The organism is Halomonas marinisediminis, from assembly GCF_004347715.1.
Taxonomy (GTDB): domain Bacteria; phylum Pseudomonadota; class Gammaproteobacteria; order Pseudomonadales; family Halomonadaceae; genus Halomonas; species Halomonas icarae.
The window spans coordinates 1-349 of record NZ_SLTR01000093.1 but is presented as its reverse complement, the minus strand read 5'-3'; the positions used below and the strand labels follow the sequence as shown (position 1 = coordinate 349).

Here is a 349-nt window from a genome sequence, read left to right as displayed (position 1 = left end):
ACGCTACGAGATCGGGATGGAAGTGCGCCGCGCAGTGCTGGGTGATGCCCATGTGGACCGGGCCGAGGCGGCGAAGGATCCGTTGGATGCGCCTTTCCAGTCGCTGATCACCGAAGCCGCCTGGGGCACCGTCTGGGCCTCCGACGCGATCAGCCGGCGCGAACGCTCCATGCTGACGCTTGCGCTGCTGGCCGCCACCGGGAATTTCGACGAGATTCCGATGCATGTCCGGGCCTGCGCCAATACCGGGGCCAGCAAGACCGACGTGATGGAGGTGTTTCAGCACGTGGCGATCTATGCCGGCGTGCCGCGGGCCAATCACGCGATCAAGCTTGCCAAGGCCACCTTT

At 65.6% G+C, this 349-nt stretch carries 1 protein-coding gene; it reads left to right on the top strand.

Translation table 11 applies throughout. From position 1 onward, the window contains the following. Window positions 1–10: 10 nt before the first annotated feature. On the top strand, window positions 11–349 hold a 339-nt coding region (pcaC, locus tag E0702_RS15955; RefSeq protein WP_306766928.1), incomplete at its 3' end, for a 4-carboxymuconolactone decarboxylase.